Here is a 23681-nt window from a genome sequence, read left to right on the forward strand (position 1 = left end):
TGCCCTCGGATTCGAGGGAGTCAGACAGCACTGGCGCGATTGCGGGGCTCAAGTTAACCCCCGGGCGATTTCTCATCGGGGGCGGATTTCCCAGTTCATCGACGAGCGCCGGCGCGTTCCCCACACGATCTTCGGCGAAGCTCCCGTCCGATGCCAAATCGCGGCTGAGATAGCGCAGGCCGCAAGTCAGCCGAGCGTCGAATCTCCGATCAGGATGCTCGAACCACACGGCTCGTTCCGGATCGAGTCCCTCGCCGGCTACGAATTCGCGCGGCGGATGGCGCAGCAGGCAGGCGTTCAAGAACGAATCGAAGCCAGGCCAGGCCTGCAGCGCGCGCAAGCTCAGCGGAAACGCGGTGGCAACAATTCGCCCGCGGCCGACTCCGCGCTCGACGACCAGCTCGCCGGTGTGCGGCAAGAATCCCGCCTCCGGAGCCTTCACAAGCTGAATGCCGCTCCAGGCATGAATGGGCGAAAGCGGCCGGCGCCCTTTCCCCTGTTTCGGCGTGAAATAGCTGCTCAACGGCAAGAGCGCCTCGGCCGTGATGGCGCGCGTCGGGCCCTCATTGGCCGGCAGATAGGGGCCGAGGAAGCTGCCGCGCAGCGTGCCGAGCGTGTTCGGGCCGCTCAGGATCAGTTGCCCGCCCCAATGCAGCCAATCGAGCATCGCCCGCTGCTGGTCAGGGGAAAGCAGCGCCGGATCGACGTCGTCCCAGAGCACGTAGGCGATGCTCGACCAAGCCAGCGGATGGGCCGGCAATGCGACGTGCTTCTCCAGCGGCGGCAGGACAAAGCGATAATACACTAGCCGCCCGTCGAACTCCGGCCCGCGCAGCGCATCCAGTCCCTCGAGCGATCGATAGCGCAAATGCTCGCGCGCCAGCACGAAGAAATAGAACTGATACGGCGGCATCAAGACCAGCGGCGTCGCCCCCGATTGAATCATCGCGCTGCCGCCGCGACTGCGTAATTCCGTCGAGAGCCAAGGTCTGCTAAAGACGAACTGTTGTGGGACACCGTTGACGTCGATGTCGCCGGCGGTTCGAGCCGGCTCGCTCCGCGGCACGAACACCGGCAATTCGGGGAACCGCTCCTGCCCTTTGGGCAAAACGACCGGGCGGCTGGTAATCAATTGCGTGGGAACTTGAGCGACCCGCGCATCGGCCGATTTCAGCGTCAGTTCCGTGTCCATTTCACCGACGAAGTCGAAGTTGTTCGCCTTCATCGCCTGACTGATGCAGAACCAATGCCCCGGCTTCACGCCGAGCGATGGACTATCGGCACGGAACGGCTCGACGTAGGGCTGAGAGACCTCGAAATCTCGTTTCTTCTCTTCTTCCTTCTTCTTTTTCTCTTCGTCCTCTTTCTTCTTTTTCTCCGACTTCAACTTCGCGTCCTGCTCCGTATCGGAATCGGCGGTGCAGCCGCTGCAACCGGGAAGCGGCGCGATCACGAGCAGAAACAACAACAGCCAAAATGCCGCTCCGGGATGGCTACATCGATCGGCGGCGCAGTTCTGGCACATCGGGCAAACACCTCTTCCGCCCTTGAGTCTAATGCGGCGGTCAGCGCGGCGAAAGTAGCGGGCCCACCGCCATCGGCATTTCGCGACTCATGGTCGGGCCGTCAGCGGGCCGCTATCATATACACCAGTACGGAACTGCACCGCGACTCAACGGGTCGCAATCAACACAGTCAGCAAGCGATGAGCCGGCGTGATAAACTGATCGGGAAGATGCGCGAGTCGCCGCGCAGTATCCGTTTTGCCGAGGTGGAGTCGCTGTTGCGGTACGAGGGGTTTGTACTATTCAACCGTCGCGGAAGTCATTGCACATATCACCGCCAAGACGGTCGGCTACTGACGGTGGTTCGGCCTCACGGACGACGGAAAAACTGCAATCCGGCCGACGTGCGGAGAATCCTGGAGGCATTGGATCTATGACCACGACACACGAATATCGGGGATACGTGTTCACGATCGACTACCAGCCGCACGACCCAGCATTTACGGTATCGTTCGCCGATTTTTCCGACATCGTTACGAGCGGCGCGTCATTGGCCGAGGCGTTCGCACACGCCTGCGAGGCCCTGGATTTGCACTTGGAAAGCCTGCAAAAGCTCGGGCTTCCGATCCCTTCGGCCAAACACCGGCTCGTAGTCGAGACCGCCTAGAATCATTGCCCCCGCGCCTCGCCCCGACCGGCACGCAGTTGCTTAGCGCGGTCAGCGAGACGTTTTGCCTCATCGGCTTGGGCCGTTTTGTCGAGCGCGCTGGCTAGATCGTCGAGCGTGGCGATGATTGCAGGATGATCGGGGGGCAAGGCGCGATCCTCGATCGCCAGCGACTGGCGCAACAATGGCACGGCGGCGAGAGGTTTTCCCTGCCGCACGTGCACCCGTGCCAGGTCGCGCAGATACTCCGCCATGAGCGGATGGCTCGCCGCTTGATCTCCAATCTGCCTTTGCACAATGGCCATGGCCGCCTCGCAATCGGCCGCGGCTGCGGGCAAGCTCTGTGGATCATCAGCCAATTCGGCCCGCGCAGCTCGCAGCGCAGCAACTTCAAGCGTCTCGGACGAGTGCTCATCGTGAGACTCGCCGCCGGCCGGCGCTGCGGGAAGGCCGACGATCTTGGCCGCCGCTTCGAACTGCTGTTGGGCCAGGTCTCTCTTACGCTGGCGCAGAAAGACGATGCCGAGAACCCGCAGCCCTTGCGCCCGAGCGACGACTTGCTCCAACCCGGCCTGGTCGAGAATCGTCAGCGCCTCGCCGATCGCGGTCTCTGCTTCCTGATTCTTTCCGGCGAGCGAGTACGCCTCGGCAAGCCGAATCTTGATCGCGGCCACGTAGGGATGCTGCGGCGGCAACGACCGCGCCGCCGATTCGATCGCCTGCTGGTAGCGGGCGATCGCCAGATCGTAATGTCCCAGATCGGCGTCGAGCGCCGCGCGCGTGGCCAGCGATACGAGCCGCTCGGGAGCGTTCTCTCGCGGCGACGACTCCAGCACGTCGGCGGCTTCGCTTGCCAGAGACTGCGCCTGCGCGAAATTGGCCTCGATCCGCTGGAGTTCGGCCAGCGCGTTCAAACTGAGGCCGATCGCCGGGGTCCTCGCTTGCTCCGCGGCGGCGCGCCGCACGGAGAGCGCGTCGTCGAGCAATTCACCCGCCTGATCGAATCGCTCCTCGCCCAGCGCGACCATCCCGAGGTTGTAGAGTTCCGTCGCCACGTCGAGATCGGCCAGCTCGCGAGGCCGGCCGTTCGCCGTGCTCCATTCGATCCAGAGCTTTTTCGCCAGAACGAATCCGGCGGATAGCCCTTCGGCGCTGGGCGGAACTTCGACTGTCGCCGGACGCGTCAGGACTCGAAGCACGGCTTGATTGTTCGCGTCGGCGGCGAGCAACGGATCAATTGGGCCACGGTTGTCGTCGCGGGCGGCCCGCTGGCGGCTCGATTTGGTCTCGTCCCCGAATCGGGCCGCTTCGGCATAGTTCCCTTGCATCACGCGGATCGCCACCAGAAGATTCACTGCCTGCCGATAGCGCGGCGACTCATGGCCACGGGCGGCGGCCTGGTCGCGCAGTTGGCGAGCCCGGTCCGCCGCCGTCTTGTAATCTCCGGCCAGCGCCGCAGCCAGCGCCCCATGGGCCAGATAATCCTCGCGCCGCGGCTCGCCCTCCAGCAATTCGCCGTAACGCCGGCTGGCTTCGGTGAATCGGCCGGCATACAGATCGGCCTGAGCGCGGGCAACGCGCACCAATTCGCGAGTGTCGCGGTCCATCGCTTTATCCTCATCCAGCGTGTTCAGCAGCGCGATTGCATCATCGAACCGCGCTTCGGCGACGGCCTGAAGGGCCCGCGGAAACGGCGGGCTTTCCGGCGAGATCGCTTCGGCGGCGTGACGGGCGGCGGGGGACGGCGCCGGCGCGGCGATCGTCGCGAACTGACGGTCGGCAAGCGTCAGCACCGGCTCGTCGAGCCCATGCTCGAGCAGCCGCCAGAGATCGGGCTCCGCCTCGCCGGCAGGAATCGGCACCCAGGGGCTAAGCCACCAGCCGAGAACGACGATAAACGTCAGCGAGCCGGCTACTTTGCTGGTGCTGACTCGTCCCACCAGCGGCCAGCGGAGCCGATTGTATTTCTTCCCGTACTCGCGGATTGCGAACACCACCGTCAGCATTGCCAGCAGTGCGTTGACGATCCCGACCAGCCGCTGGAAGAAAACCGGCAATTCGGCCGGACCAACGAAAAAGACGACTAGCATGAACGCCAGCAAAATCAATCCGGTGAAGCGCGTCCGCGTCGGCTGACGGGGCGGCCGCGCGGCAGATGGTCCAGGCGTTGCTGATCGTTCGGAGTCCATCGCAGGCGAGGGGCGAGTGATGAGGGGCGAGGGACCGTACAAGAGGTCGGCCGCCGATTTATCCGGTTATCGCCCTATGTTACCTTCCGCTCAGGCTTTCCGCATGTGAAGTGAGCGGCCGACTCGTTTTGATCAGTCGTTGGATTTCAGGCTTTAGCCTGTTCCCCACAGCCTGAAGGCTGAACTCCAACAGTTCCGCCTCCGACCCCGGCCCAGGGAATAATTCGCCCCTCCCCCGGCGAATTGCCTATCGTGGCGGGGATGGCGGTCTCTCCGCGGATCGAAACCATGCACAAGGAGATGTTGCATGAGTAGTGTAAGAGGCGTCCTGGCAGCCGGCATTCTCACACTCGGCGCAGTGGCGGCTTGGGGAGCGGACGCGACTCCCGCGCCGACGCCCAAAAACTCCGCGCCCCGAGAAGCAACCAACGCGTCTCCGGCAGATCACTATGTGCGCGAAGCCCTTGCGGCCGAATTGGCCGGCGACGAAGCGAGCCGCGACGAATTGCTTGCTCAAGGGCTTTCAGCGGATCCCGACTGCCACTCCGCCCGCTGGCAATCCGGCTACGTCTCCATTGACGGCAAGTGGATGACGACCGATGAAACGGCGGCGAAGTTTTCGTCGGACCATGATCTTGCCGATTATCGCCGACGGCGCGAACAGGCGGCCAGCGCGGGCCTCTTCGCACGTGGCGCTGTGTCGATCGGCACCGGAGGCACGGACGAGGGCAAGAGTTCGGCGGCACAAGGCGCATCGGTCGAGACCTACCGTTCCGATGCCCTCACCCAGGAGGGGATTGCGGAAAACGCGAAGTTAGCACGCTGGTGCCGCTCGAAGCGATTGGCTGACGAGGAGCGCGCTCATTGGACTCAAGTGCTTCTGGAGGACCGTTCGAATCGCGAGGCGCAAACGCGATTGAGCATGCGATGGTACATGCGCAGCTTGCTGACGAATGCCCAGATAGATGCGCTGAAACATCGGCGTTCGTTCGAGGAACGGCAGTTGACGGAATGGAAGGCGATTGTCGTTCGCTGGCAAAAGGAGCTTAACGCCGGCAGCGGCGTTGAGCGCGCCGAGGCAGCCACGGAGATGCAAGATATTAAGGACCCGGCCGTCATCCCGGCTTTGGAATGGGCGGTTTATTCCGATTCGCCCAAGTCGCCGGCCAAAGGCAATGCGGCCACACCGTTCCAACGGCAGGCGATCGCCTTGCTCGGACGGCTGCCGGAGCAGCGCGCTACCTACTCATTGGCCGGGCATGCCGTCCTCGCGCCGCAAGCGGAATTGCGCAGCGCCGCGGCGGACGAACTCAAGAAGCGACCGCTTCACGACTTCGTCCCGAATCTTTTGTCGGGATTGGCCAATCCAATTCAATTCGATTACGCCATGGCATTCGACCGCGGCACGGGAATGGCGAACTACCGCGCCGTCGTTTCGCAGGAGGGGCGAGATACCGTTCGGCAAGTCGAATACTCCGACTCTGTGACGGGATTGTTGCCGAGTGTCAATGGCGGCCGGGACGTGTCCGTGAATCAAACGAAGTTGGTCGACTTTACCGGGAAACGGCCGACCGTAACTCAAACCTCGACATCCGATGTCGGTTGGCAGTTTTGGCAACCCGGCCCGCGCAATTGGACCGAAGTCCCCGGCGCAGTCGCGATTTCACGCCAAAGCCAGTTACTCGCGGCTTCCGTGGACAAACAAGACGGCCGCATCGAGCAAATGAATGGCCGAATCAATTCCGTTCTTGAGACTGTGACCGGCAAGGCGTCATCCACCGACTCGGACAAGCCGGCCGACGAGTCCGACGCGATCCCTGACTCGGCATTGGCAAAGAGCGCGACGTCGACCGCTGACTATTGGTGGAATTGGTGGGCGGACTATAACGAGCTGCCGACGCCCTACAAACAGGTTTCCATCACCAAATACTCCAACAGCTCGAACCGTGCCAATCCCAGCGAGTATTCCTATCACCAATCGGCGAGTTCGGGCACGGTGGTCTACAACGCGCCGCCGCCGCCATATCGCCATTGCCCTTATTGCTTTGCGGCCGGCACGCCGGTTCTGACTTTGACAGGCCCGCTCGCAATCGAAAAATTGCAGATCGGAGACCGCGTGCTTGCCCAAGATCCAGACACCGGCGAACTGGCTTACAAACCGGTCTTGGCGACGAGCAAGAGCCCGCCGGCCAGGCTGCTGCGGATCACGACGTCTCGCGGCGCGGTTCGATTGACGCTCGGACATCCGTTTTGGATCGTCGGCAAAGGTTGGCGAATGGCCAAGGAATCGCGCGTCGGCGATCAGATTCATGCTCTCCACGGAGTTGCCGTTGTCACGGCGATCGAAAGTCAACCGATGGAGCCAGTGTTTAATCTGAACGTCGCCGATTTCGGCACCTATTTCGTGAGCGACGGACAGTTGCTAGTCCACGATTTCACGCCGCGGCTGCCGAGCCGCGCCCTGTTGCCGGGGTACGTCGGCGATAGTCTCTGAGCGAGCGGCGAAGTAGACGGCAACGAATGATTGTGAAACGTCGGTGTGACATGCGAATCCTTGCGTTCACCGCGGGCACAGGGCCGTAGATGACTTATACCAGAAAGTACCGCACGAGAACGAGAATCGGGATTCTGGCAACCGGCCTTGTCGCACTCGGATGGCTGGCAGCTTCGGGGGCGGAGGCGATCCCACCAAAACAGCCTTCGCTCGATCCGTCGTGCATGTCCCCCGCGGAGCGCTTGGTGCGGGAAGCGCTTATCGCGGAGTTGGCGGGCGACGACACGCGCCGCGACGCCCTCTTGGCGCACGCGCTCCAAGAAGACCCCGAGTGTCGCGCCGCTCGCTGGCAAGCGGGCTATTCAGAACTCGAAGGAAAGTGGTTCACGCCGGAAGAAGTCGCCGGGAAATACGCTTCCGATCCCAAATTGTCGGAATACCGACGCCGACGCGACCATGCCGCCGATGCCGGTCTATTCTCACGCGTACCGATTTCCGATATAGCGGAGAGTAGTGCCGGAGGTCCCACGGCGGGAGGTGGTTGGTCAGCCAGCGTTGCTGGCACGACAGCACTTTCTTCGGAAGGACTTGCCGCGCTCGTCGAGTTGGCTCGCTGGTGTCGCGCCAAGCGGTTGCCGGACGAAGCGCGGGCCCACTGGCTGCAAGTGCTCGTGGAGGCTCCGAGAGATGGCGAAGCAGAACGCCGCCTCGGCATGCGCTGGTTTCGCGGAACGCTGGTGACAAATGCGCAGATCGAAGAAATCAAGAAACAGCACTCTCTTGAAGAAAATCAACTCGCGCTGTGGAAGCCCATTGTGATCGGTTGGCGAAAGTCGCTCGATGAAGGCACGGCGGCCGCGAAAGCCCAAGCAACCGCGGAAATGAAAACCGTGAGAGATCCGGGGATCATTCCGGCGTTGGAATGGGCCGATGCGACCGATGCGGTCAAACCGCCATCGAATCGTGACGCAGCGACTCCGTTCCAGCAGCAAGCGATTGCGCTGCTCGGTCATCTTCCGCCGCAGCGAGCCACGTACTCCCTCGTTGAACACGCCGTAATGGCTCGCCAATCGGAGGTTCGCAGCGCCGCGACCGACCAATTGAAGGCGCGGTCGTTATACGACTTCGTTCCCATTCTGCTGGCCGGACTGGCCAACCCGATCGAGTTCGACTATGCGACTTCGTTCGATCACAACTTGGGGCTCTCGGCATCCCGCGCCGTTGTTTCCCAGGAGGGACCAGACGCGATCCGACAAGTCGAATACTCCGACTCCACGTCGGGCTTGCGGCCAACTTTTGTGGGTGGCCTGCATACGGTGGTCTCCGGGACAGAATGGATCGACGTGGCACACATTAAAATCACCCCAAAACAACTCGTGCGTTACGTTGTCTCGGGCCAAAACCCAAGTAACCTGGCCGGCGCCGTCACGACCCGCCAGATCAATTCGATTTCGCAATCTAGTTCGGGAGCGTTTCTTCCGAGCTCTCCGGGATCCAGCGACCGTGTTGAGGCCGACCGAGCAGTCGTCACGAGCGAGCGATTCGCCGCCTCCGTCGATGCCCGCAACGCACGGATCGAATTGACCGACCAGCGAATCGATTCGGTCTTGAAAGAAGTTACCAAAGGGATGTCGGCCAAAGTTGACGAAAACGCTGACGAGAAGGACGCGATCCCGGATACCGCCGTCACAAAACCGTCGACAACGACGGCCGATTATTGGTGGAATTGGTGGGCGACCTATAACGAGGCGTATTCGCCCGAGAAACCGACCTCGATCACCGCCTATTCACGCGGATACAATTGCAGCCACGACGTGAATACGAGCACCTACAACGTCGATATGACGCCGCAGATGTACAATTCGGTCACGCGTCAGTTGATACGTGTAGGCCGCACGCACTCCTGCTTTGCCGCCGGAACGCCGGTCACGGCGATCACCGGTCGCATGCCAATCGAGAAACTTCGCATCGGCGACCGTGTTTTGGCGCAAGACGCTGACAGCGGCGAGTTGGCCTACAAGCCGGTTCTGGGAACCACCGTCCGCCCGCCGATCGAGATGATGCTCGTCACGACAACGCGAGGTGCCTTGCGGACGACGCGCGGGCATCCGTTTTGGATCGTCGGCAAGGGGTGGCGAATGGCCAAGGAACTCCAAGTTGGCGACCGAGTGCATTGCCTGGACGGCAGCGCCACCGTGACGGCAATTGCCGCGGAGCCGCCACAGAGCGCTTACAACCTCATCGTGGCCGATTTCGGAACGTATTTCGTGGGAGATGGCCGGATTCTGGTGCACGACAATACGCCGCGGCTGCCAACCGCGGCCAAAGTGCCTGGATTTGTCGCGATGGATCGGTAGAGTCTCGCGGCGTTAATGGAGTTCGATGGTTTGCACGACGGCAATACGATGCCCTATCATGGCGGGAGTGACGTTCTGCACCGGACAGCACGAGATGCTTGTGGATAAGTGGCATGTAATGCGCAGGTTCTTTGTATCGTGCATGGTCGCGTTGCTGGCGGAATCGGCATTGGGAGCGAGTCCGCCGCAAACAACTCCACCGCAAACAAACCCGCCACAAACAAATCCGCCGCAATCGCCCCCCGCAAAACCTTCTTCGCCCCCGCCGGCGACCTCTAAGCAGACCCCGGCTGCGCCAGCTCCGGTCGTAAGAACCGCCCCGGTCATACTAAGTCCAGCCGCGCAGGCGGCTCTCGACGCTGCCGCGGCTCAGGGGCTCATCAACAATAACGCGGCCATTGGCAATCTTCCGCAGCGGTCCTTCCCGCAGGCGTCGTATTTCCAGCATGTCGCCATGCTCTACGACGGCGACTACAAGAAGGCGATGGAAGGATTTCGATTCGATTATTCGTTCGGCCTTCAGGCGGCCGGCACCCATTGGGTCGATTCGATCTGCTATCTCACGATGGCCGGAGAGTGTCACTACAAGATGGGGCAACTCGACGATGCGCTGGATGATTACAATTCGGCACTCAAGCTCTATCTGGCCTTTCCGAACTGGATGACCGGAATCGGATTTCCGACGACGATCCAGCCGCAATCGAGTTCCAAGCCTGCTCCATGGGGGACGAGCGATCGCGAGGCGAAGCGGGGCCACTTTCCCGCCACGATGGCATTGGCCTCCGATACCGTCCTTGTCGACACCGTGCCGATGCCAAACGGCGGAAACAATATGATTCTTCCCGGAACGCCCGTGCCGGTGAACGTGCCGGAAATCGCCCGCTGCGCGGCGTTGGCGCTCAAGCGGCGGCATGAATTGATGGGACTGGTTTGTGCCAACGATCCGTTGACCTCCGCCCTCGAAGCCCTGTTCGTCCGCCGTCCCGCGACCAACCATCCCTGCGCCCAGGCCTGGATCGACGCGGACCTTGGTATGGCCCATCTGGGCACCGGCCAGACCGCGCAGGCCGTCAGTTGCTTGAAGAATTCGACGACCATGGCCGACGCGATGGATCATCCGCTCACGCCGATCGTCTTGCTCGAACAGGGCCAACTGGCCTTCGAAGCCGCCAATTTGAAAGACGCTCGCGATCTGCTCGAAGAGGCCAGCTACTCGGCGTTCGAATATGGCGATCTGGGTGTGATTGAGGAAGCGTTTCGTTCCGGGGAGCGGGTATGGCTCGCGACGCACCCGAACGGCCATGACGTCTTTCCTCCACTGGCGGCGGCGATCACCTGGTCGAAGTCGCACTGCCGGGAGGTGTGCGCGACGCTGCTCCTGTTGGCCGCCGAGAACCACGCCTTGTTGAACGACGTCCGTTCGGCAAGTGCGGCGCTGGCGGATGCGCGCAGCGTCATCGGCCGGCGCGAAATGGGCATGCACGACGTCGGAGCGCGGCTGAACTATCTGTCGGCCATGCTCGATTATCAGCAGGCCAGGTTGACGCCCGGTGATCAGGCGCTGGCCGATGCGCTCGCGTTCCAAAAGACTGGCTCGAAATGGCTGTTCCAAATCTCCTTGGTGGATCGCTTCGCCGCGGAGCAATCGGGCTCGCCGCTGAGCCGCAAGCGAACGCTGCCGCTGTATGAATCGCTGCTCCGCGATCCGACAGGCGCCGATTGGTCGGCCGATCCGCTCGAAGCGCTGTCGGTTCTGGCAATCCCGCATCCCTCGGCATACGAGCGTTGGTTCGAGATCGCTCGCCAACAAAGTCCTGAACTCGGTCTGGAAGTCGCGGATCGGGCGCGACGGCATCGTTTTCTTTCCACGCTGCCGCTCGGCGGCCGGTTGATGGCGCTGCGGTGGGTGCTCGAAGCGCCCCTCGAACGACTCGGTCCAGAATCTCGGATGCAGCGTCAGGAGTTGTTCCTCCGCTACCCGCGTTATGCTGAATTTGCGAAGCAAGCCCATCAGGTGCGCGATGGTTTGGCGGCCAAGCCGCTCGCCGCCGTTGGCGCCGAAGCGCAGCGAGTCCAAGCGGATAAGTTGGCCGAATTGGGTCGGTTGTCCGCCGAGCAAGAAGCGCTGCTCCACGAGATGGCGCTGCGCCGCGAGAGCGCGAGCATCGACTTTCCACCGATTCGCAAGACGAAAGAAGCGCAAGCGGCGTTGACGCCGCGGCAGTTGTTATTCGTGTTCTTTGCCACGCACGATAATACCTATGCTTGGCTGCTATCGAAAAACCGCCTCGCCGCTTGGAAAATCGAGGCTCCGCCGGCGCTGTTGGAGAAAACGGTTTCGAACCTGCTCCGGGCAATCGGCAATATCGACGCCAATCACGAGCTGACGCGAACCGAGTTAGCTGACGATGCCTGGCGCGGATCGTCGCGAGATGCGTTCGAGGCCTTGGTGGCCGGGTCCAAGGTGAACCTCGCGGCGAACATCGATGAAATCGCGATCGTCCCCGACGGTGTGCTCTGGTATCTCCCCTTCGAGGCGCTCGAAGTTGCCAAGGGCAATCAGGCGAAGGAGACGGTGCCGCTATTGACAAAGAGCCGGATTCGCTATCTTCCGACGATGGGGCTCGCCGTTCCCGACCGCCAAGAGCGGCGGCCGCTCGGCGCGGTCGGCGTGGCGCTCGGCAAGCTGCACCCGCACGACGACGCGCAAATCGCCGAAACGGAATTCGAGCGGTTGACCAAGTTGACCCCATCCGTTTCGCCGATCCGGCGCTCGTTGCCAGCGCCAGTGCCGCTCTATGGCTCGCTCTTCGACACGCTGGTGGTGCTCGACGACTTGTCGATGAACGTCAAGGCCGCGGCAGGGAGCGACCGGCTGCCATACGATTGGACGCCGATCCAGCTCGACCGCGCGCGGGGCGCGGCCCCAATGTCGCAATGGTTCCCATTGCCTTGGAAAAACTCGATCGTGCTGCTGCCCGGCTTCCATACGCCGGCCGAGAACGCGTTGCACCAGCCGGGCGCCGGCCCGCTCGGAAGCGACTTGTTTCTCTCGACCTGCGGGCTGATGTCGACCGGCGCGCGGACGGTGCTGATCAGTCGCTGGCGCACGGGAGGCCAGAGCAGCTATGATCTGGTCCATCAATTCGCGCAGGAGCTGCCTTACACGAGCGCGGCGGACGCTTGGCAACGCGCCGTCGAAACGGTTCGCGAAACGCCGCTCGACGCGGATCGCGAGCCGCGCGTCAAACGCCCCGATCGCGATGAGCCGGCAATGGCGCGGCACCCGCTCTTCTGGTCGGGCTACATGGTGGTCGACACCGGCTGGGCCCCGCCAGCCGGCGCCGACGGGCTCGCGGCCAAGAAATAGCTCCCGGCGATTTCCCGCTTGCGCGTTCTCCCGACCTCCGACCTCCGACCTCTGGCCTCTGGCCTCTACAGCGACACGCCGATCTTTTGCGCTCGCAATGTCAGCCCCTGTTGAAAATACTGAAACGGATGATCGGGTTTCCTGCGGGCCCAAAGGAAGGTGCTCTCCACGAGCGAGAGGGGCAGCGTGCCGTCATCTACTTTGGCGATGACTTTGGCGACAAAAGCAAATTCGCTCGGCAGCCGCGCTTTAAGCCCGTTGTCCAGCGTGTCCTTGAGCGTTGGCGTCGTCGAAGTGCCGGTGTCCGCGGCTCGACCGATTGCAACTGGAATAATACAGATAACGCCGACGATAAGACCAGAGGCCAGAAGGCGGGCCATGACGAGCCTCCTTGAAATCTGTGATCGATATGCCCGGCGAACGCCGAGACGCGATGAGAGGGCCAACTTTTAGCGAATTCCAGCGGTGGCGGCAAGACGGACGCCCGCCGATAGGAAGTGAACTTTTTCGCCGATGCATGGTCTTAGGAAACAAGCTAGCTCGCACGTGCGGCCGCCCCGCTTGACCATGCGGCGTAGTTTAGCTAGAGTTGGCTATAGAAACGTGAACGGATCCATCCCACCCACTGAATCCAGCGTTTCCACCGTGTTTGCGAGCCTCTCGAACCCGTCGTTGTTATTGCGTTTGACCCTAATTGGGTCCAGGTCTTAGGGTTCGTCTGTCGAAAGCCACCTTTCACCAGAATCAAGCGAGCCCCGAGGCCAACCGGCCTCGGGGCTTTTTTCGTATTAGGAGGCAATCATGTCTGAATCGCGAATGATCAAAATCTTCGACACCACGCTCCGCGACGGCGAGCAATCACCGGGGGCCAGCATGAACCTGGCCGAGAAAATGGAGATCGCCCAAGCGCTTTGCGACCTGGGGGTCGATGTGATCGAGGCCGGGTTCCCGATCGCTTCGCCGGGCGATTTCGAGGCCGTTCGCGATATCGCCGCGAACATCCGCGGCACGACCGTTTGCGGGCTGGCCCGGGCCAGCGAGGCCGATATCGACCGGGCCTGGGAGGCGCTCAAGCAGGCCGCCAATCCGCGAATCCATGTGTTCCTCGCCACTAGCGCGATCCATCGTGAGTTCAAGCTCAAGATGGACAAAGACGAGATCATCCGCCGCGCGGTGGCCGGCGTCGAGCGGGCCGTCGGCTATTGCGACGACATCGAGTTTTCGCCCGAAGACGCGGCCCGCACCGAGCCGGATTTCCTCTGCCGCGTGGTCGAGGCGGCGATCGAAGCCGGGGCGACGACCGTGAACATCCCCGACACGGTCGGCTATGCCACGCCGGCCCACATGGGCAATGTGATCCGCAACCTAAAAAACCGCGTGCCGAATATCGACCGCGCCGTGATCAGCATGCACTGCCACAACGATCTCGGCCTGGCCGTGGCGAACAGCCTGGCGGGAGTCGAAGCCGGTGCCGGCCAGATCGAATGCACGATCAACGGCATCGGCGAGCGGGCCGGTAATTGCTCGCTCGAAGAGATCGTGATGGCCCTGCGCGTGCGGCAGGACTATTACCACGCCGACACGCGGATCCAAAGCGCCCGCCTCGTCCCCACCAGCCGGCTCGTTTCCACGATCACCGGCATTCAGGTGCAACGCAACAAAGCGATCGTCGGCCGCAACGCCTTCGCCCACGAGGCCGGCATCCATCAAGACGGCATGCTCAAGGAGCCGCGGACCTACGAGATCATGCGCCCCGAGGATGTCGGCTTCGCCAAGACCGATCTCGTGCTCGGCAAGCACAGCGGGCGGGCGGCGCTGGCCGATCGCGCTCGGGCCCTCGGTTACCATCTCACGGCCGAGCAGCTTCAAACCGTCTTCGAGCGGTTCAAGATTCTCGCTGACAAGAAAAAGGACATCTACGACGGCGATCTGGCCGCGCTGTGCGAAGAGCAATACCAAGACATGCCCGAGTCTTGGCAATTCATCTCCTACAACATCACGACCGGCACGGGAATGAAGCCGACGGTGACGCTGCGGATGAAGCGCGGCGACGATGAGGTCCGCGAGCAGATGATCTGCGGCGACGGTCCGATCGACGCGATCTTCCTGGCGATCGAGAAGATCACCGGGGTGAACGTCGTCTGCCGCGATTTCCGCGTTCAGGCGGTCACGGTGGGAAAGGACGCGCAGGCCGAGGTGAACGTCGAAGTCGCGCACGACGGACAAGTGTACCGCGGCCGTGGCGTCTCGACCGACAGCGTCGAAGCCAGCGGCAAAGCATTCTTGAACGCGATCAATCGCGTCGCCCTCCAACCCGCCGCGCGCCTGCACCCGCAACACAGCGTGGCGCGGTAGTGGTGAGTTTCCGACAATCCCGCGATCCACTTCGGCCTTGTCCGCCTCACGAAAGTTGGCAGCACCCGGCTTGCCGGTTAGGATAGCCGTTCCCTTATCAACTGTCCAAGATTGATTAGTAGCGATTGATTCGGCAAGCTACGTGTAATGGTCGCGCTCGTCAGGATCGAAAGCCTGACCTACGGCTGAGTGGCGGAACTGGCAGACGCACAGGACTTAAAATCCTGTGGTGGGTAACCACCGTGCGGGTTCGATCCCCGCCTCAGCCAATATGACGGGCATGGACTATAAACTGGTCGCCGCACTGACCGAAGAGACGCGAGCGGCGGTCTTTTCCTTCTTGCGCAGCTACAACCGGGCCCAGAATCCAGCCTTCTTCGCGGCGCGCGATCTCCCCGAGAACGCGCCGCAGCCGCTCAACGTCGTGGCGTTCGACCCGTCGGGAACGGTCGTTGGCGGACTGACGGCTGAGACGCAGTTCGCGTGGCTCAAGGTTTCGATCGTCGCTGTCGCCGAAAACGCGCGGCGGCATGGCGTTGGGCGCGGACTCATGGAACTGGCCGAGAAAGAGGCGGTGGCGCGGGGTTGCCGGCACGCCTTCCTCGATACGATGGACTATCAGGCTCCCGGCTTCTATCAGAAGCTTGGCTATCAGATCGCCGGCAAGCTGGAAAACTGGGACTCACACGGCCACGCCCAGTTCCTGTTTACAAAAGGGCTCGGCAAACCATGATCGCAGTTTTAGAACGCCTAACAAATCCGGCTGGGAGAAGGAGACCGTCCCCGTTTTGCTCCGCCGACCATCGCAGCGATGGTGCCCGCGAAAAAGGGGGACAGTCCCCGCCGGATTTGTTAGGCGCTCTTAGAAAATCCGTGCCACCGTGTAATCGGTAGTTCGCTGATTTCGGCTAAAGAGTTACCTGGAAGCGACTTCTAGCAATACCATCGCCTTGCGGCGGGGTTCAATCGCTAGGCCGGCTGTCGAGGGAATGCTCCGTCTACGGCCGGGCGGGAGGATCGCTCGGCGCCCAGTCCCCTAAATGGCGAGGGAAGTCATGTCGCGTGCAAACTGTTTCGGGTTCGCTTCGTTGTCGCTCGTTTTGCTCGGCACAATGGTTGGCTGTCATGCATCCGCGGCCGAAGATCCGCCGGCCGCCCAGCGCCCTCAACGGGGAGGCGGCGGCGGCCGCGGCGGCGGCAATCTGTTCGCCAATGAGACGGTCCAGAAGGACCTCGCCTTGACGGCCGGACAGAAGGATTCGATTAAGAAAATCTCCGATGATTTCCGAAAGTCGATGAGCGGCTTGACTCAAGCGGACCGTCAAACCAAGATGCCGGAATTGCGCAAGGCGATGGACGACAAGATCGACTCCGTTCTCAACGCCACGCAGAAGGCCCGGATGAAGGAGATTCGGCTGCAGGTCCAAGGCCCCGCGGCCCTCTCTACCAAAGAAGTGGCCGCCGCGCTCAAGCTGAGCGACGATCAAGTGAAACAGATCGCGGAATTGACCAAGGGCCTCGAAAATGCGCGGCGAGAAACACTCCAGTTCGGCGGCAGCGGCAGGAATGCCGACGTTCGAGAGCAACTCACCATTTTGCAGACCGAAGCCACCGAAAAAATCCTCGCCGTGCTGGATTCCGACCAGCAGGCCATTTTCGAGAAGATGCAGGGCGCGAAGATCGACTTGCCCGCCGGCGGTTTCGGTGGCGGCGGCAATCGTCGCGGCGGCAATCGCGGCGGGAACGCGGGTGGCAACGCGAGTAGCAACAGCAGTGGCAAGGGCGGCGCCAACGGCAATTGAGGGCGATACCGAACCGCTCGCCAGTGCAATCCTTCATGAGAATCGAGAATGAGTTCGTGACTAGGCTGATCGAAGCGGGCAAGGCCGTCATTTTGCCCGTCCTTTTTCTCGTGGCGCTCGTGAGCGGCGTTGGCGCGGCCGATGCGCCATCGTCGGGCGAGGAAGATCAACCTTGGTTGCGCCCCTACTCCGGACCTACGCAAAATGACGTTGACGCGACGACGCTCGACGGCAAGGTTCTCTGCGGCTATCAGGGATGGTTCAACACGCCGGGCGACGGAACGGATTTCGGGTTCGGGCATTGGGGGCAAGGGCTGGATCGGCCTGATGGCGGACGGTTCGTCGTCGATATGTGGCCCGACGTTGCGGACTACGACCTGCACGATCTTTGTGAGGTCCCGGGCCTCAAAATGCCGGATGGTTCGCCCGCCCGGCTTTACAGCGCCTTCCGCAAGGGACCAGTGCTGCTGCATTGCAAGTGGATGCGGCAGTATGGTATCGATGGCGTCTTCCTCAGTCGATTCGTGGGGGAAACCGCCAACCCGGCGCGCGCCCGGCATCTGAATACGGTGCTCGCCGACGTGCGCGAAGGATGCCACCGCGAGGGGCGGGTCTGGGCGATGATGCTCGATCTCACGATGCGGCGCGGCGCATCGACGGCAATCGTGATGAACGACTGGAAGTTCCTCTGCGACAAGGTCCAGGTCCGCGAGGATTCACGTTACCTTCATCATCAAGGGAAGCCGGTCGTGCTGCTGTGGGGATTGGGGTTCAAGGACCGCCCCTGGACGCCGGAGCAAGGCGAGGAATTGGTCAACTTCTTCAAGAACGATCCGCACTACGGCGGAGTTTATCTGATTGGCGGGATCGACCCGCAATGGCGGACGCTGGCGGGCGGATCGCGGCCGGACGCAGGTTGGGCGAAGGTGTATCGGATGTTCGACTCGATCAGCCCGTGGAACGCTGGACGCTTCCGCGACGACGCGGGCATGGACCGCATGCGCGAGACGGTGTGGGAACGTGATCTGGCCGAGCTGAAAAGCTTGGGGATCGGTTACATGCCGACGGCCTTTCCCGGTTTTTCCTGGGACAACCTCCGCCGAACGCCGCCGGGAACGACGATGACCGCGCGGCGGAAGGGGGAATTCTATTGGCGGCAATTCGTCATCTTCAAGACCTTGGGAATCCGAACGGTCTTTGTCGGAATGTTTGACGAGGTCAACGAAGGGACCGCGATCTACAAGGTGGCCAACCAGATCCCAGTGGGAAAATACTTCGTGACGCTCGAGGGGCTTCCATCCGACTGGTATTTGAAGCTGACCGGCGCCGCAACTCAGATGATCCGCGGTGAGGCCCCAGTGTCGCAGAAGATTCCGGACGAGTTGCCGTTTCCAAAGGAGCAATGAGAAGCGCGGCGCGGGTAACGACGGAGGGCGAAGGCTAACATAACATGAGTGGCTCGCCAAACCGCTTAGTGCCGCCCGTTTTTCATCCATTCATTCGTCGCCGACGAATGCCGTTGATGAGTAGGCCGAGCAGTCCGACGGCGGATAGCAGGATGGTCGAAGGCTCGGGCACCGTTGCGGGGCCGATTCCGGCGTTGGGCGTTGCTTGCGAAAACGCCGTTTCGACGGAATTCGAGTCGCCGCTCGCCGCGCCGTCGATCAAACTTGCGGACCCGATGCCGTCGGCAAACGGATCATTCGACGCAAGCGATCCAGCCAAGGCCAATCCGCTCGACTGACCCAGGGGATTGCCTGAGGCGTCGCTCGCGTCGATCGTCACCAAGCCAGGGTTGCCGGCCGTGCCGCCGACGACCAGCGCGCTTTGGACGATGTGGTTGGCGGTGAGATCGCTTCCCCCATTTACTTGCGTAATGCCCGAACCGTCGATGTTTCCCACTTGCTGATGCGTGCCGGAGACGAGTAGCCCGGCTGCAGCGATGCTGGTGTTGATGATGTTCACGCGGTTGGCGCCGGAAGATAAGGCTGAGACGGAACCAGCCAGTTCCAACGTCCCGCGGACTGCAACCGTCGCGGTGACTCCCGTGCCGATTGTGGCCGAGCCCGAGGCGGCCTTGAACCGCAGGGTGCCTCGGGACAGTTCCAACATACTGTTGTTGTTCAGCGTCGGGGCGCCGTCGATTTCCGTGGTTCCGTTCCCCAGCAGGTTTAAGGTGCCCGTGGTAGTCAGTGCCCCCGTAGAGTTCAACGTGGCGACGGTGGCGACGTTGACCGTTACTGATCCGGTGCCCGATTCATCGCTCGTCAAACTACTTACAGTCTGGCTCGCGCCAAGAGTCAAGGCGGAGGTGACGCCCGAACCGTTGATCGTCAAGGGGCCGCTTCCGAGAGCGCCAGAGGCAGTAGTTGTCAATGCGCCGGAGTTGATCGTCGTGCCGCCGCTAAAGGTATTCAAATCGGACAGGGTGAGCGTACCGGTGCTGGTCTTGGTCAAGCCGCCCGCCCCTGCAAGGATCAGCGTGCTTGGGAACGTCAGAGCGGCTGAATTGTTTACTGTAAACGAGGTGGCCGTCAGCGTGCCGTTTTGAATCGTGCCCGCAGCGATGTTGACGGCGCCGACGTTCTGGTTAGTGTTGCCCAGATCAAGAATGCTGCCCGAGCCGTTGATCGTCAGGGAACCGCTGCCGAGCGCGCCGGAAGTGGTGGTTTTCAACGTGCCGGAGTTGATCGTCGTGCCGCCACTGTAAGTATTGGCGCCCGAAAGAATCCAGACGCCGGTGCCGTTCATGGTGACAGCTAGTTGCCCTGCGCCGTTATCGGCCAAGACGCCGCTGATCGTGTTCGCGCCGATGTTGGCTCCATTCAAAGTGAGCGTCGTAACGCCACTTGTCGCGCCGGGTGTTATTCCGCCGCCGAAACTTAACGTGGCGGAGCTGCTCGTTGCGTTGGAGTTAAGCGTTGTGGGCCCCTCTAGCACGAGCGGAGCGTTGACCATTTGAGCGGTTGACACCGTTGGAGAACTCTGAATCGAGCCGCCGGCGGTCAGCAGCAGGGCCTGGCCGCCGACCGTGCCGATGGTCAACGAATTGACGTTAGCGGTATCGAGGGTGATGTTCTGGACGTTGCGGCCGGCGTCGATGGTCAAAGGCGAATTTGGCGCACTCTGATTGAAGAGGGCGGTGTCGGTGTTCGCCGTGCCCGTGGTAGCGCCGGGCGCCGCGTCGGACCAATTGGCGCTGTCGGCCCAGTTCGTGCTGTTCGTTCCGCTCCAGGAGGATGTCACGGTCACAGAAGAGACGTAAATGCCTAACACGTTAAAAAACCCCGTGATCAGCGCGGCGTTCACCGTCGCCCCCGAGGCGGCGTTGTATTCGCCAATCGCGTTGCCATCCTTGACAAACAGATTCCCGCCCGACGCCGCGATGCCCTGTGGGTTATTCAACCCCGTGATCAGTGAAGCGTTCACCGTCGCCCCCGAGGTGGTGTATTCACTAATCGTGCCGTCTATGCTCACGCCGACAAACAGATTCCCTCCTGACACCGCGATGCCACCCGGGCCATTCAACCCCGTGATCAGCGCGGCGTTCACCGTCGCCCCTGTGGAGGTGTATTCGCCGATCGTGCCGGCATTTGCGTTTAAAAAGTTCGTGACAAACAGATTCTCTCCAGACACGGCAATACTTAGCGGGTTAATCAGCCCCGTGATCAGTGAAGCGTTCACCGTCGCCCCCGAGGCCGTGTATTCGCCGATCGTTCCAGAGTTCACGACGTGGTTCACGACAAACAGATTCCCTCCAGAGACCGCGATGCCAGCCGGGCTATGCAACCCCGTGATCAGCGCGGCGTTCACCGTCTCCCCCGTGGTGGTGTATTCGCCAATCGTGCCACTGGCATTGTTCACGACAAACAGATTCCCTCCTGACACCGCGATGCCATACGGCTGATTCAAACCCGTGATCAGTGCGGCATTCACCGTTGCCCCCGTGGTGGTGTATTCGCCAATCGTGCCATTGTTATAGTTCGTGACAAAGATTTGCGCGAGAGCGGTTGCGGGCATGGCCCAGAGCGCCATCGCGCCAAGAAGGAGCGTGTAAAGGGCGCGCGACCGCGGCCGCGGCTTGAATGTGGTGCTTGTTTTCATGGTTGTTGTTGTGGCCTCTTTCATGGCCGGTTTGATCAAATAATGTTGTGGCATGGTCTCCCGACCGTCGCTATCTACGCATCGTCGGTGACGGAAGCGGAGGTCGTCGGACGGCGTGCTGAAATACGCGGAATCTGGGCCAGCCCAGGGCCGGAAGGCCCGGCAGGAAATAGCCCCAAACCGTAAGGTTGTGGACAAGATACGACCAAATCGAGTTTCGAGGTCCGACGGACCGGCACTGCCGCGCGCATGAAGGGTTCTCCACGGCATCGTGCCGGTCCTCGGGACCTCCATGTTTAATTGGCGCGACGAACATCCGCGATCTGACGATCGCGGCTACTGCCTATCGGCCCTCTGGGCCTATCGCATCAGGACAACAGCTCCTTGCTATTCCGGGCTCGTAGAGCATCGAGCCGTGAACCGTTCAGCAACTCGAAAAGCGCATCCAAGCTGTCGGTGTCGGCGACAGGTTGCGCGCCGCCGCCGTCTGCTTTGCTCGATGATGGTGCGGTCCAACCACCGAAACCGGCGGCATTTCCCAGAACGGCGTCGCGGGCGGTCGCCGAGGCCGACGTACTTACGCCCGTCGAGGTCGAAGCAGTGGGAGTGGTCGCGGTGCTGGCGGAGGCAAACGTCGCAACGTTCTGCGACGAGCCGCCGGATTCCACCACGGTCGTCGTGACGGTGTACGAGCTGTTTTTGGCGTAGGTGTGGGAGCCTTTTACCGTATAAGTTGAGCCCGACAGCGAAATGCTGCCGGTCGAAGTCGAGTTATCGCCCCAATTTATCGTGGCGACGAAGGCGCTTGTCGGCTCGACTCCACTGGCGTGAATGAAGGTCGCGACCACCTTATTGCTCACGTTCTTGCCGCTCACGCTGACGGGCGCGGAGATGGTTATCGCGTCCTCCGCTACGGCGGTGGTCACGACCGAGGTGTTGTTGTAGAGGTTGGCATCGGAAAGGCTGCTCGTGACAGAGACCGAGTTGGTCAGATTGCCGTCTTCGGTGGACTGAGCCGTGACGGTCGCCGTGACCGTCTGGCCGATGGCGAACGTGCCGAAGGAAAACGTGACCGTGCTCCCCGATTGCGTGAACGTCCCCTGGCTCTTCGTCGCCGAGACATATTTCAGATTGGCACCGAGCGTATCGGTCAGGACGACGTTCATTGCAGTGGTCGGCCCGTTGTTCGTCACCGTGAGGCTGTAAGTCGCATTGGCCCCCTCGGTGCTCGTGGTCGGCCCGTTGTTAGTGACGGCCAGATCGGCGCTTGAGCCGACGACGCCCCCCGTGAACGAAATCGGCGCCGACGCGATGCCGTTGGCGACCACCGTCAGATTGTAGGTGCCGTAGGGCATGAAGGCGGCCGTTGCGAACTCCGTGCTCACCGGAGTGCTGCCCGTGGCCACACCGGTGCTGCTCCAGTTGAAGGTCTGGGCGAAGTATTCGTGCCCCGATCCATCCGTCGCTTGCAGCTCGACGAGCGGATAGTTGCTGTCCATCTCCGCGGCGAAGCCGCAGCTCGCGCCGGCGGACAGGCCATTGAGTTGCGTCCCCGTCAGAGTGAAAGTGCCATCGCCGTTATTGGCGACGCTGCTGATGGTCGGCTGCCAGGCTGCTTGCGGCGCGCCGGCGGGCGTATACACGTAAAGCTGGTTGGATCCGTAAGTAAACAGCGCCTGCCCAGTGGGCAGCACCAACATCCGGGTCACCCAGGACGGCTGTTTGGAAAGATCGACGGCAGAAGGCGTGACATCGGTAAGAGAGCTATCGTTCGGATCGAATTCAAAGATATGAGTCGGACCGCCGTAGCCCGGCGGCGTCGCGCTCGCTGCAAACAGGACGTGTCCGTTGGGCAGCATCGCCGCTGCGGCTTCGTTGCCTCCCAAACCGCCAGGAATGACCGGACCGGCGGTCCAGGTGTTCGTCGAGGGATCGTACAGGGCCGAATTGCTGTCGGCCCCCACCTGAAAAACTTGACCGTCGGGGAGCAGAACGGCGGGGCCGATCCTGGGTCTGGTACCAGCTTGCAGCGCGACGGGCACGGTCCCGGCGTCGACCCAGCTCATCGTCGAGAGATCGAGTCGTTGAGCTTCTGTCGAACCGGGTCCGAAACTGTCGTTCAGATCATAAGACAGGACGCTGCCATCCGGCAGTTTGGTCCAGGTTTCATACCAGCTCGAGTCGTTATAGAGCTTTGTTGGGCCAGGCGACCAGGCGTTCGCCACCGGATCGTAGATGTAAGTTTGCGGGCCATTCATCGACCCCGCCAGGACCGTGCCATTCGGCAGGAGCATCGTTGGGCCACCGAACGTTGGCTCCGGGAAATTCGGGATATTCGTCCAGGTATTAGTGATCGGGTTATAGATTTCACCGGTGTTGTTCCAAACTCTGTTGGCGCCGCTGGCGTTGTACTCGCCCCCCAGAACGAAGACGCGGCCGTCCTGGAGCACGTTCGTGGCGTCGAAATCAGTGATGAGACTATCACCCGCTGCCTGCGACCAAGTGCCGTTGACATAGCTGCCGGTAGCGTCCGGAGTCAGTTTGAACCAAGCATTGGAAGTGTAAAGGTTCGCTGCCGAAGCCAACACGGTGCCGTCGGAAAGCAGCTCCATGGTGCCGACGTTGGAGGTTGGGGTCGGGGCGACATGGGCCAGGGCCGTCCAAGTGCCGGGGGTTGCGGTGAGCATCATTCGCGGTTCAAGTGCCTCCATCCCGGGGCGCCGAGCGAGGGTGCGTCGTCGATCGGCGCGAGTGCGGAGAGATTTGGAATCGGAACGCTGGCGTCGCTTGGCCTTGGCCTGGAACATGATTGGGATCCTTGTTGGTTGTGGGTCGGCT

13 protein-coding genes and 1 tRNA gene are annotated in these 23681 nt (G+C 61.9%); 9 read left to right on the forward strand and 5 right to left on the reverse strand.

Annotation, left to right across the window (positions count from 1 at the left end; all coding sequences use genetic code 11):
• A partial coding sequence (locus VGY55_00110) for a hypothetical protein (GenBank protein ID HEV2968357.1) occupies window positions 1-1525 on the reverse strand: 1525 nt, incomplete at its 3' end.
• 413 nt (window positions 1526-1938) lie between these two features.
• On the opposite strand from VGY55_00110, the gene VGY55_00115 reads away from it, so the two are divergent.
• Complete coding sequence (locus VGY55_00115; protein HEV2968358.1) at window positions 1939-2172, forward strand: type II toxin-antitoxin system HicB family antitoxin; 234 nt, start codon at window positions 1939-1941, stop codon at window positions 2170-2172.
• Window positions 2173-2174: 2 nt separating this feature from the next.
• Here VGY55_00115 and VGY55_00120 read toward each other — a convergent pair whose 3' ends face one another.
• Window positions 2175-4262: a tetratricopeptide repeat protein gene (locus tag VGY55_00120; GenBank protein ID HEV2968359.1), complete on the reverse strand. Its 2088-nt coding sequence runs from the start codon at window positions 4260-4262 to the stop codon at window positions 2175-2177.
• Window positions 4263-4668: 406 nt separating this feature from the next.
• On the opposite strand from VGY55_00120, the gene VGY55_00125 reads away from it, so the two are divergent.
• The 3 genes from VGY55_00125 to VGY55_00135 all read left to right on the forward strand — a co-directional run bounded on the left by VGY55_00125 (window position 4669) and on the right by VGY55_00135 (window position 12582).
• Window positions 4669-6855: a polymorphic toxin-type HINT domain-containing protein gene (locus tag VGY55_00125; protein ID HEV2968360.1), complete on the forward strand. Its 2187-nt coding sequence runs from the start codon at window positions 4669-4671 to the stop codon at window positions 6853-6855.
• Window positions 6856-7100: 245 nt separating this feature from the next.
• Window positions 7101-9212: a polymorphic toxin-type HINT domain-containing protein gene (locus VGY55_00130; GenBank protein HEV2968361.1), complete on the forward strand. Its 2112-nt coding sequence runs from the start codon at window positions 7101-7103 to the stop codon at window positions 9210-9212.
• 454 nt (window positions 9213-9666) lie between these two features.
• A complete protein-coding gene (locus VGY55_00135; protein HEV2968362.1) occupies window positions 9667-12582 on the forward strand; it encodes a tetratricopeptide repeat protein in 2916 nt (971 codons plus the stop codon).
• Between the two features lie 65 nt (window positions 12583-12647).
• Here the strand turns inward: VGY55_00135 and VGY55_00140 are convergent, their stop codons facing one another.
• A complete protein-coding gene (locus tag VGY55_00140; protein ID HEV2968363.1) occupies window positions 12648-12962 on the reverse strand; it encodes a hypothetical protein in 315 nt (104 codons plus the stop codon).
• 421 nt (window positions 12963-13383) lie between these two features.
• On the opposite strand from VGY55_00140, the gene VGY55_00145 reads away from it, so the two are divergent.
• The 5 genes from VGY55_00145 (at window position 13384) to VGY55_00165 (ending at window position 18145) form a co-directional block, all read left to right on the forward strand.
• On the forward strand, window positions 13384-14937 hold the full coding sequence (locus VGY55_00145) for a 2-isopropylmalate synthase (protein HEV2968364.1): 1554 nt from the start codon (window positions 13384-13386) through the stop codon (window positions 14935-14937).
• Between the two features lie 183 nt (window positions 14938-15120).
• A tRNA-Leu gene (locus VGY55_00150) sits at window positions 15121-15206 on the forward strand.
• Window positions 15207-15217: 11 nt separating this feature from the next.
• Window positions 15218-15670, forward strand: coding sequence for a GNAT family N-acetyltransferase (locus tag VGY55_00155; protein ID HEV2968365.1), 453 nt, complete (start codon window positions 15218-15220; stop codon window positions 15668-15670).
• 322 nt (window positions 15671-15992) lie between these two features.
• The gene (locus VGY55_00160) at window positions 15993-16739 is read left to right on the forward strand and encodes a hypothetical protein (GenBank protein ID HEV2968366.1); all 747 of its coding nucleotides are present in this window, start codon (window positions 15993-15995) and stop codon (window positions 16737-16739) included.
• Window positions 16740-16795: 56 nt separating this feature from the next.
• On the forward strand, window positions 16796-18145 hold the full coding sequence (locus VGY55_00165) for a glycoside hydrolase family 71/99-like protein (GenBank protein HEV2968367.1): 1350 nt from the start codon (window positions 16796-16798) through the stop codon (window positions 18143-18145).
• Between the two features lie 82 nt (window positions 18146-18227).
• On the opposite strand, the gene VGY55_00170 is transcribed toward VGY55_00165, so the two are convergent.
• Together VGY55_00170 and VGY55_00175 are read right to left on the reverse strand one after the other, a co-directional pair.
• Window positions 18228-20843 (reverse strand): autotransporter-associated beta strand repeat-containing protein, encoded by a 2616-nt coding sequence (locus tag VGY55_00170; GenBank protein HEV2968368.1) that lies wholly within the window; start codon window positions 20841-20843, stop codon window positions 18228-18230.
• Between the two features lie 368 nt (window positions 20844-21211).
• Window positions 21212-23650 (reverse strand): hypothetical protein, encoded by a 2439-nt coding sequence (locus tag VGY55_00175; protein HEV2968369.1) that lies wholly within the window; start codon window positions 23648-23650, stop codon window positions 21212-21214.
• Between the last annotated feature and the right edge of the window lie 31 nt (window positions 23651-23681).

It is taken from the genome of Pirellulales bacterium, from assembly GCA_035939775.1.
Lineage (GTDB): Bacteria > Planctomycetota > Planctomycetia > Pirellulales > DATAWG01 > DASZFO01.